We start from the raw sequence: 10,307 nt of genomic DNA, 5'->3' as shown, positions 1-10,307 counted from the left end.
CCCCCACCCCCACGCCGACCGGGGACCCGGGGACGTCGGCCACGCTCTATCTGAGCACCGACGGGACGTTGCCCGGTACGCCCGGGACCGCGGACAGCGTGACCGTGGCGTCGGCCGACAGTGTCAATCACGACGGCACTCCCTACAAGCCGCTGACCTTCACCACCACCGGGCTGAACATGAAGTACGCGGGCGGGACCACCCAGTTCGATCTGGCCGTCGACGCGCAGGAGACAGTCGGCAACGGAGTCCAGCTGCAGATGTCCTACGACTGCACCGGTAATGGGACATGGGACCGAGTCGAGACCTACCGGTACTTCGCCACCGACCCCGTCCCCGGCTGGGAGCACTACACGGACAAGGCCGGGCTGGCCTTCGCGACCGGCACTTCCTGCGACCTGAAGAACGGAACCGTGCAGGTCAAGATCTGGAACGCCCTCGGGCACGCCCCCAGCACCGTCGCCACCGGCACCGGCACCGGGTCCAGCGTCCGGCTGCCCTACAACTGAACAGGTGATCCGCATGGGTTCCGTTCGGCGCTCTGGCCGGGCAGGCTGGGGCGCCGGGCGGAACTCCTCGCGCGTGCGAGACGGTGACTGTTCAGACCTGTTGCTCGAACTCCAGGCGTTCATACCGGCGCCGGGCGATGTCCTCGCGGGTGCCGACGATCAGGGTCTGGGTGAAGACTTCGGAGTCGATCGACTGGCCGTGTATCTGCGCGAGGAGAACGAGGTCGCCTTCGTCCGGTGCCGACTGCCAGGGGCTGGAGAAGCCGCCCAGTCGGACGTCGATTCCGTGTCGGGCCCCGCCCGCTACCGCGTCCCGCACGGCTTCCTCGAAGGCGTTCAGGATGTCCTCCCGGTCCGGGCCACTCTCCAGGAACGCGCTGGTCGCCGGGGCGTCATGCCAGTCGGGTGAGACGGTTAGTCCCGGCACCGGATACAGGTCACCCGGCTCGTAGACCCGAACCTGCCCCGGCTCCCCGTCCAACTCGTACGCCGCCGAGCGTTCCTTGGTGGGCACGCCGGCGGGAACGTGCAGCACCACCGACGACTCCGGCTCGTACTCGATCTCCGTAAAGAACAACAGGTTTCCGTCGGGCGGCAGTTCAATGTCCAGGGCTTCACGCGGAAGCGCGGCACAGTCGATGGTCAGCACCAAAGGGTCGCGTTCGCCGGGCCAGTCGACGCCGTCCGGCAGCAAGGGGAGACCTCCCGTCCGCGCGGCCGGACGCGCCTCTGCCTGCTGCGCAGGCGTCAGGCACGGGAAGGGCACCAAGTGAAGGCACGGCCGGGCGCCGGCGAGCATCTCCTGCGCCACCGGCCCGGGAACACCATGCTTCTCGGCTGTTCTGAGAACGAGCTCTTCCACTGTCGAAGTAGTCATGATTGCGATCGTGCCACGGCCCACTGACATCCGCTGACACCCAACTCGCGCTCCAAGAAGCGTGGTTACGACGGTTGCGTTGATCGCGGGATATCTGTGCCGCGGCCTCGGCCGCCGCAGCCTACGTCCACTGCACGACCCGGTCGTGCCCTGCTCGCCGAGACGACGAGGCCGGAAGACTCATCAGCACTCCACGGCCCCGGCGACGTACGGGGTCCCGACGGCTGTGCCGTGCAGCCTCGGCAGGACAGAATGCTGACATGACGACTTGAAGAGCACCGGCCGGGCGACAGCACTGGCGCAAGGTCGGGAGCGGCTGGTCCGTCCTGGACGGCGAACGCCGCATCTGTGCCGCATGCGGGACGCTCGTGTGCTCCTACCAGTACCGCTTCTATCCGCCCGAGTCCTCCATGTTCGAGCGTTGCGTCGGGTTCGCCTGGTGCTCAACTTGCAGGATCTACTCCGGAAACATGGTTCACATTCCGCGGAAGCGGGTGCTGGTCGATGCCCTCGTATCTCTTCCCGCGGAGCGACGTGAGCGGTTGCTGCATTCGGAGACGCGGATAATCGAGTTCCTGGACCGCCGGTTCCGAGGCGGGGAAGGGCAGCGCGGCCCAGGCACGCGCTCCTGAAGGCCGATCAAGAACCCCGTGATCAAGCTGCCTGCCTCGCCCGCCGCCCGGGCGACGTGCGTGAGATCATCCGTGCATGAGCAGCGACCTGGAAGTGAGTGCTCTGGCGATCAACGTCACGATCCCGCAGGCGCTCCGCTGGACTGACACTCGACGTGGTGAAGAGTTCCAACTGACCACACTCAACATCCGGCTTCTCCCGGACGGCCACCTCGCCGCGAAGGCCTACGGCCGACCGGTCGGCGGTGGCCGGGGCGCATATGTCTCGTTCCCGGTCCCCGACGAACCGGAACTGGCGGCTCTGGTCGTCGAGGCGGCGGGGCGCGCCGGGACGTTGTGGGCCGCCCATCGCGGACTCGGCTGAGTCCGGTCCGACAGTGGCGCAGACGACGTCACGAGAGCCAAGATGGTGGCTCGGGCGACGGATTGTGGCCTTGTCCTGAGCTGGCGCAGGGTTTCGGTGATCTTGGGGCTGACCGGATGGAGAACGTCATGTCCCGTCCGCTTAGTCTGGGGGCGTGAACTACAGCGAACTGCAGGCGGACATACTCCGGTTGATCGTCGGGGCGACCGAGGACGCGGCTCGCGTGTTCGGAGAGGAGACGGTCACTCGTCTGGTGCGGCCGGAGCTGCTTCGTGGTGCCTCCGAGGACGAACTCACCGAAGATGCCCGGACCGCACTCGGTGACGCTTGCGCGAACGTCCTGACGATCAGTGCCACCGAGTTGCAGGACAAACTCGCGACGATTTACGACGGCATTCTGGTCGACGACGATCTTGACCCCGGAGTACTCACTGTCATCAGTGCGCTGGATCATTGGCAGAGCTACTTGGAGCAGCAGCGGCGCGGCGAGCTCTACGAGCTCGCCATCCGCTCCGTCGAGGATGTCGACCATCAGGTCTCCGCTGACCTCGACGACTTCCTTGCCACGCCCGAGATGGCCGCCGAACACGAGCGCATCCGCCGGCTGCTCGAGCCCGGTGCGGGGGCAGCGGCTCCTGACTCACCACACACGGTCCAGGAATCCAGTCCGTGATCACCGCTCATCCCTGCTGGGTTGGGCCACCTCGGGAACTGCACGACCTGCTGGACCGACACCGCCGTCCGTCCGACCCGCGCCACGAGTCCGGCGCCACCCCCTGTCGTACGTCCTGACCGTGGCCGCCTGCGGGGTGCCCGGCCAGAGCAAACCCCCGCCGTCCCGCCTGATACGGGAAGCGGTCGCGGTGGGCCCGGAGTGAACCTGGGACCGGTGGAAGTCCCCGCAGCGGGAGCCTTGCGGTACGGAAGGTCGGTTCAGTGCGTGAGGCGGCTGCCGATCGGTCGGGCGGCCTCGGTGTGGGAGAGGTACTCCACGAAGCTGTGCGCCCGGCCGCGGGCGTTGATGACGGCGAGGTCGGCCAGGCAGTCCGCCCAGTCGTCGGCCAGTGGGCAGCCGATGGCGACCGCGTCGTCGATCCAGGCCGTACCGGCCGTGGAGTACACCTCGGGCGGGCGGGTCCCGCACGAATGCGGCGCGCTCCTACGTGGACAACGGCCAAGGCGCGAGGGAGCGAGGAAGCCGTGCGTCGAAGCCTGCGGCAACCGCTTGCCCGGACGGTGAGCCGGGTTCGGTGAGCGCCGCCGACGCGACCGGCCGACCCACCGTCTGCGTGCGGTGTCGGCGCGCAAGTACCCTGAAAACGCTCCGAATTCCGTGCTATGAGAGCTGCCGCGCACCCGCACCTCAGGGACCGGGCCGGTGCCGGGTCAGCGGTGTCTTCTGCGCCCGGCCGCACCCTGCGAGCCTTGTCGGCCGCGGAGACGGGGCTTCGGCTGGTGCCGCTTGCGCCGTTTGCCCTGCGGGTTCACGGCCTTCTTCGCGCGCGCCTGGGCGGGCGGACCGGCCTGCCGCAGGCGCTCGATCGTGTCCTCGATCGCGTGCAACTCCGCCTCGGCGCGCCCCGGTTCCTCCGCGTCGAGCCGGGCGAACGCGTAACGCGCCTGCTCGTGCGCGCGCAGCACCTTGGCCCGGGGGCGGCCCCGGCCTCCGTACGACTGGGCGAGCACCGCCTGCGCCCGGGCTCTGTTGTACCTGAGTCGCCAGGCACGTACGTCCAATTCGTCGTACAGCGTCAGTGCCCGGCGGGCGGCAGCCTCGGCCCGTCCGCAGGTCTGCCGGACTGCGGGAACGGCACGCTGGGGCCCGCCCGTCGCGTCCAGCGCGAGCAGGATCTCCGCCTCCAGACAGCTCGTCCAGGCCTCGTGGACGCGATTGGCCCACCGGTCCTCCTTGCGCATCCCCTCGTACTGCTCCAAGGCCTGCTCGACATGTTCCAGCGCCTTGCGCAGGTCCTCCTGCGGGCTCTTCTCCGGACGGGCGCGCGCCCTGCCCAGGTGCGCCTCCGCCAGCCGGCCCAACGCCAGGGCGTGCTGCGGCCGTACGGCCTCGCGGTACTCCCGCTCCAGGGCGTCGTAATGGCGGGTCAGGGCTTCGGTGTGCCGGTCGACGCTCTCGTCCCACTCCTGCCGGGCGGCATGCTGGACGCCCAGGATGGACAGGGCCTCGGCGATGTCCCGTTTCCACAGGCCCGGACACCTCTCGCGCAGCGCCTCGTAGATCTCGACGCTCTTCGAGGCCCTGGCCACGGCATCGTCGACGCGTCCGCTCGCACCGAGCTGCCAGGCCAGACCGCGCAGTGCGAACGCCCGCATGCCCTGGATCTCGTCCGGTCCGTGCTCGTCGCTCTCCTGGGCCTGCGGCAACCGCTCCATCAGGTCGCACGCCTCGGTCGCCGCCTGCAGGGCCTCGCGCTGGCGGCCGATGCGGTGGGCGGCCGTGGCCAGCGTGCACAGGGACTTCACCAGACCGAAGGCGTTCCCGCGGCTGGGGTTGCGCTGGAACAGCGGTTCCAGTCGCCGTATGGAGTCCCGGGCACACAGGTCCGCGTCCTCGAACCGCCCCACGTCGACGAGCCGGTCGGCCAGGTCCTTGAGAGCCTCCGCCAGGGCGAACTCGTGCTCCTCGGACGGGCTGAGCTGATGCAGCGCGTGGTACATGTCCACTGCCTGCCCGGCGACCTCGTGCGCCTGGATGCGCAGCCCCGAACTGGCCAGGTACAGCGACCAGCGCTGAAGGGCCCGGGCCAGCTCTTCCCGATTGTCCTGGGCGGACGCCCCGCCGCCCCGGCGGTAGTGCTGCACCGCGTGTTCCGCGACGGCCGTGGCCAGCTCCAGCAGGACGTCCGGGCAGGCGAGGTCGAGTTCTCCGAGGACCTGGGCGGCGACCTCCTGCGCCGACTCCTTGCGCAGCGTGGAGTTCAACGCGCAGGCCAACGAGGTGCCGATGGCGCTCGCGAACTGGTCCTGATCGGCGGCCGCGACCCGCTTGACCAGCCTGACGAGGGGGCGGGCATGATCGCGCAGCGCCGCGTCCAGCGCCTCGCGGGCCCGCTGCTGGGCCGACGGCTCACCCGTCCCGTCGGTCAGGCAGCCGTCGGAGCCGGCGGTGAGCTGAAGGACGTGCAGCACATTGAGTATCTGGCGCGCCTGGTCCGTCGCGGCCTGCGGGATCCCCGGGCCGTCGCCGCCGACGTCGAGCAGTCGCGGGGCGATGTCGGGAAACGCGGCGATGACCTTCGCGCCGAGCCGCTCGGCGAGCCTCAGAGGCTGGAGCGACCGCAGGTAGCCCTCTCCGGCAAGCATCTCGTGCTGCCAGCGGGCGAAGGCACGCGTCAGCCACTCCGGTTCGTCGGCGAGGTCGGGGACGAGCCGCAGTCGGCGCGCCGCCTCGGTCTCCCGCTCCCCGTCCGTCTCGCCGTCGGCCACGGCCAGACTCGAGACGGCGACGATCCGTTCGAGCAGGACCTGGTCGTGCGGCAGCCGCTGACGCTCGGCGGACGCCTGCCACCTCTGGCGTTCGACGTCGAGGGCGTAGTCCAGCAAGGCGTTGGCGCGTGAGCGCGTGGGCGGACCCGCGCTGGCCGAGTGTGTCTTGTGCAGGAGCGTCCGGGCGTCCACCAGCGCCTGAATGAGGATGAGCAGATAGCTGCCGAAGTCGGGCTCTTCCAGGCCCGGGGCGCCCGGGGCGTCCGTTTGGGAGGGCGCGGTGATCTCGGTCGCGCTCTCGTCCTCCGGTACGGCAGCGGCCCGCACCGCGGCGTCGGTCTTGCTGTCGCTCTCCTCGTACCAGCCGCGGAAGGCGGTGTAGGCCGCCCGGTAGACGTCCTCACGGTCGGCTTCGGGCAGCGGGGCAAGCGGGGCGGGATCCTCCGCGTCGACGAGTGCCTCGTAGCGCCGCCGGACCGCGTCCCACCATGGACCGCCGTGGTGGGCGACGGCCAGGACGCGCAGCGGATGGCGGCCTCCGCGCTCGGTGGCCGCGGCGAGGAGGACGTGCAGCTGCCCGGCGTGGGAGTCGGCGTCGTCGATGACGAGCAGCCGCTTCTCGGGCAGGGCGCAGACTCCGGAGAAGTCCACGTGCAGCGGGTCGACGACACCGGCGACCCACCCCTTGGCGGCCATCGTGCGGCACAGCTCGCGGGCGAGACGGGTCTTGCCGACCGTGCTGCCGCCGGTGAGCAGCCGTATGCGTTGTCCGCCGCCCCGGTCGTCCTCGTGCTCGCACCAGTCGATCAGTGCTCGGAGCTGCTGCGCGCGCCCACGGAAGGGCACGACACCGTGGCGGGATTCCAGCAGGTCCGCCTCGGACCACTGATCGCGCGGGGGCAGGGGGCTGTACGCGGGCTTCAGGATCTCGCCGTCCGCCCAGACGGGGTCCAGCGTGACGCGTTCCTCGGGTGCTGTGCCGCCGCGGGCGGCCAGCAGGCAGGCGTTGGCCTCGGCCTGCCCGTCGTCGCCGAAGACCGCGCTGACGGGCAGCGCGATCAGCCGTCCTTCGATCGTGGCGCGGTCCTCCGTGATCACGCCGATGAGGTGATCCCCGCTGAAAAGGGCCGCACCCGACATGCCGCTCCACAGGGACGCGCCCCGGGCGAGCGGTGATGTTCCTGTCCTGATCTGCAGGTTCAGACGGCGCACTTCGCGCCTCGACCCGGTGAGCGGCAGGACGCGTCCCCGTACGTCCTCCGGGTTCAGCAACTGCCTCGTCCCGGCCTGCTCCACGCCTGACTTCGGAAAGCCCAGCGCCTGGGCGGCGACAGCGCCCTCGCCGGTGAGGCGGCCCAGGCGCACCTCGCCCGCCGGGCCGTCCCGTGCCGTCCGGAACGGGTCGTCGGCGGTGGATTCCAGGAGCGCGTAGTCGGGCTCCCCGTCTCCACGGACCGCCACCCGGAAGGTGTGCCGCTCCCGCGAGAGGTCGTAGCTTCCCTCGTGGCGCGTGTAGGCGCGGGCGGTGACCGCGGAGCCCCCGGGCCCGACGCAGTGCCCCGCGGTGAGGATGAGCTCCGGTGTCAGCAGATATCCCGAGCCTCGTCTGCCGTCCGTGGTGAGCGAGACCAGCCGTTCGGCGTCGAGCCCGGTCATTCGGCGCCGTCTCCCTCGTCGGAGATGAGTGTGGTGGGCGGCAGCGTGAGGTTCAGCTTGATCCGGTGCGTGGTGGCGTTGCCGCGCGCGTAGTCGCCACCGGCCTGGACCACCCAGAACTGGATGCCCGCCCGGCCCGCGGCGTTCCGGGTGATCTGGACCGTGGCCTCCACCTCGACATCGGCGATGCCGAAGCGCAGCTTTTCCCCCGCGGCTCGCCGCTGGGCGTCTTCCAGTTCGCGTCGCAGGCCGCCGAGCATGTCTGCGAGACCCAACTCGTCGGTGGTGAAGGCCTGTTGTCTGTCTGCCATTGCCGTGTTCCTTCGCAGGGGAGTTCCTGATCAGGAGGAGCGGAAGGGCCCGCGACGGTCGGCGGCGACGGAGGGCGGCGACACCCTCAATTGTCCGATTTCCCTCGGGGGCGGGCAACTCGATCACCTGAGTCAGGCAGGGGCCGCGCACCCTTTCACCCTGTCGGCCCGGTGTGGGAAGAGGAGTGACTCTTCGTCCGGACCGACATGGGGGAGAACCGTGATGAGCAAGGTCGCCACCAACACCTTCCAGACGTACAGGGCGGTCGCCAGTTTCGAGCGGGCCAGGGAGCTCGCCCGCACGACGCCACCGTTCACCATCGAGTTCCGCTTCCTCGGCGGACTGACGACCGCTCAGCAGGACGCCTTCGCCGCGGCGGCCGACCGCTGGGCGAAGGTCATCATCGGGGATCTGGACACCGCGCTCGTCAACGGTGACGTCATCGACGACCTGCTCATCGAGGCCGAAGGTGTCACCATCGACGGCCCCGGCCGGGTCCTGGGGATGGCCGGTCCCACCGACTTCCGTGACGAATCAGCGCAGTTCGGTGCGTTCCTGCCGGCGAAGGGCGTGATGCGGTTGGACTCCGCCGATCTCGCCCAGATGGAAGCGGACGGCACGCTCGTCGACGTGATCACGCACGAGATGGGCCACGTCCTGTGTGCCGGCACTCTGTGCTCTGGCGTTTCGGGACGGTCGAGCCGCGAACCATTCCGACTCGCTGCTCACGGCAGATTCCCCGCTCGTCGACCACCTCTGAAAGCAACTCCGTCTGCTTCATTGACATCTCACTCAGAAGTTGCAACTTTGGGAGCGCTCCCATACCAGCTTTGCAACGGGAAGGAGTCCCCCCACATGCGCACAGAGATACCGTTAACCGGGCGTTCCCGGGCGTCCCTCCGCCGGCCCCTCCAGGTGCTCGTCATGCTGTTCGCCGTGGTCGTCGGCGCCCTCGCCTGGTCGACCCCCGCCCAGGCTCACGGCACCATCGTCAGCCCCGCCACCCGCGCGTACCAGTGCTGGAAGACATGGGGCAGCGACCACATGAACCCGGCCATGCAGACCCAGGACCCCATGTGCTGGCAGGCCTTCCAGGCCAACGCCGACACCATGTGGAACTGGATGAGCGCGCTGCGCGACGGCCTCGGGGGCCAGTTCCAGGCGCGGACCCCCGACGGGACACTCTGCAGCAACAACCTCTCGAGGAACGCCAGCCTGGACAAGCCCGGACCGTGGAAGACCACCACCATCGGCAACAACTTCTCGGTCCAGCTGTACGACCAGGCGTCCCACGGTGCCGACTACTTCAAGGTCTACGTGAGCAAGCAGGGCTTCAACCCCAAGACCCAGACACTTGGTTGGGGCAACCTCGACTTCATCACGCAGACCGGGCGCTTCGCCCCGGCGCAGAACATCACGTTCCCCGTCCAGACCTCCGGCTACACCGGACACCACATCCTGTTCGTGATCTGGCAGGCCTCGCACCTCGACCAGGCCTACATGTGGTGCAGCGACGTGAACTTCGGCTGAGCCGCGAAGCGCCGCACACGGCATCGGCCGCTGACGGGCGCCGGTAACCCGCCGCCCGTCAGACCGACCCCCGTCGGGCAGGGAGCCCCAGTTGGCCACCCTGCTCCGACGGGGCTTCCTGCGCTCCCGTCGTGACCCTGCCGGGAGGTTGGATGATCGGGCGCAACTGCCGGGGACGCCGGGGATGCCGGGGACGCCGGGAACTTCGACACTTCGACCGGAGGATCTCTGTTGGTCCATGAAGGTCTGGAAGCATCTCTTGGTGGCCCTCCGATCATCTGGCCGAGATGCGTCGCCGTGAACTCACCGACCACGATTGGGAGTTGCTCACTCGCCTCATACCGCGGGCCGTGACGAGTCGGGCTCCGCGTGTGTCGGATTGACAGGTCCGGTCAGGGCGAGGTCGTCCAGCGCACGGCGGTCTCTTCCCAGGCCGTGTCCCAGCGGGCGAGGTTGTGCCGTTCCAGCCTGCGGTGTGCGTAGCCGTACGCGGCGGCGCCGAGGAGGGGGACGGCCATGGCGGCGAGGATGGCCCAGCCGATGGCCCGGTGGCGGATTTGTTCCGTGGTCAGGGGCGGGTCGGTGATCTGGCCTTCGGTGTTCACCCAGACGCGGACGGTGCTGCCGGCGGTCAGAGCGGGTTCGACGTCGGTCTTCGCCGTGCGGGTCTGTCCTTGTGCGTCGGTGAAGCGCACGGTGGCCGGGTACAGGGTCCTCTTCGCTTCGTGGGATCCGGGCTCCGGATGGCGAGGGGCGTCATGGACCAGGACGGCGGAGGTGTGATGCCAACTGGCCTTCTGCTTCTGGGCGGTTGCCGTGTGATGACGGTGGGCGGTGTTACCGGCCCAGAGCACGGCGGCGGGGAGGGTGGCGAGTACGGTCAGGAGCAGGCCGAGGCTGATCCACGCGTGCGCGAGGTCGGTGCGACGGCGCAGGGGGTTGCGCCGCCAGCGCCACAGCAGGATGCGGGGCGGTTCTTCGGG

8 protein-coding genes and 1 pseudogene are annotated in these 10,307 nt (G+C 69.5%); 4 read left to right on the top strand and 5 right to left on the bottom strand.

The window, feature by feature from the left end:
- Positions 1-509 (top strand): annotated as a pseudogene (locus EHS43_RS46655) (1,3-beta-glucanase); the annotation flags it as partial.
- Positions 510-600: 91 nt separating this feature from the next.
- Here the strand turns inward: EHS43_RS46655 and EHS43_RS26610 are convergent.
- Entirely contained in the window at positions 601-1,371 is a 771-nt protein-coding gene (locus EHS43_RS26610; protein WP_260470727.1) for a YwqG family protein, read from the bottom strand.
- Positions 1,372-2,094: 723 nt separating this feature from the next.
- Between EHS43_RS26610 and EHS43_RS26605 the strand changes: the two genes are divergently transcribed.
- Together EHS43_RS26605 and EHS43_RS26600 are read left to right on the top strand one after the other, a co-directional pair.
- Complete coding sequence (locus tag EHS43_RS26605; protein WP_125193281.1) at positions 2,095-2,382, top strand: hypothetical protein; 288 nt, start codon at positions 2,095-2,097, stop codon at positions 2,380-2,382.
- Between the two features lie 154 nt (positions 2,383-2,536).
- Complete coding sequence (locus EHS43_RS26600) at positions 2,537-3,055, top strand: hypothetical protein (protein WP_125193280.1); 519 nt, start codon at positions 2,537-2,539, stop codon at positions 3,053-3,055.
- A gap of 260 nt (positions 3,056-3,315) precedes the next feature.
- On the opposite strand, the gene EHS43_RS26595 is transcribed toward EHS43_RS26600, so the two are convergent.
- The 3 genes from EHS43_RS26595 to EHS43_RS26585 form a co-directional block, all read right to left on the bottom strand.
- Entirely contained in the window at positions 3,316-3,504 is a 189-nt protein-coding gene (locus EHS43_RS26595) for a hypothetical protein (RefSeq protein ID WP_125193279.1), read from the bottom strand.
- A gap of 264 nt (positions 3,505-3,768) precedes the next feature.
- On the bottom strand, positions 3,769-7,482 hold the full coding sequence (locus tag EHS43_RS26590) for a serine protease (RefSeq protein ID WP_125193278.1): 3,714 nt from the start codon (positions 7,480-7,482) through the stop codon (positions 3,769-3,771).
- Positions 7,479-7,793: a trypco2 family protein gene (locus EHS43_RS26585; RefSeq protein ID WP_260470726.1), complete on the bottom strand. Its 315-nt coding sequence runs from the start codon at positions 7,791-7,793 to the stop codon at positions 7,479-7,481. The genes EHS43_RS26590 and EHS43_RS26585 overlap by 4 nt, the downstream gene beginning before the upstream one ends.
- Positions 7,794-8,718: 925 nt before the next feature.
- Here EHS43_RS26585 and EHS43_RS26575 point away from each other — a divergent pair.
- On the top strand, positions 8,719-9,324 hold the full coding sequence (locus EHS43_RS26575; RefSeq protein WP_125193283.1) for a lytic polysaccharide monooxygenase: 606 nt from the start codon (positions 8,719-8,721) through the stop codon (positions 9,322-9,324).
- A gap of 392 nt (positions 9,325-9,716) precedes the next feature.
- On the opposite strand, the gene EHS43_RS26570 is transcribed toward EHS43_RS26575, so the two are convergent.
- A partial coding sequence (locus EHS43_RS26570) for a DUF3592 domain-containing protein (RefSeq protein WP_260470725.1) occupies positions 9,717-10,307 on the bottom strand: 591 nt, incomplete at its 5' end.

The organism is Streptomyces sp. RP5T (assembly GCF_003933965.1).
Taxonomy (GTDB): Bacteria; Actinomycetota; Actinomycetes; order Streptomycetales; family Streptomycetaceae; genus Streptomyces.
The sequence above is the reverse complement of the archived record's forward strand: the minus strand, read 5'-3'. Positions and strand labels throughout refer to the sequence as shown.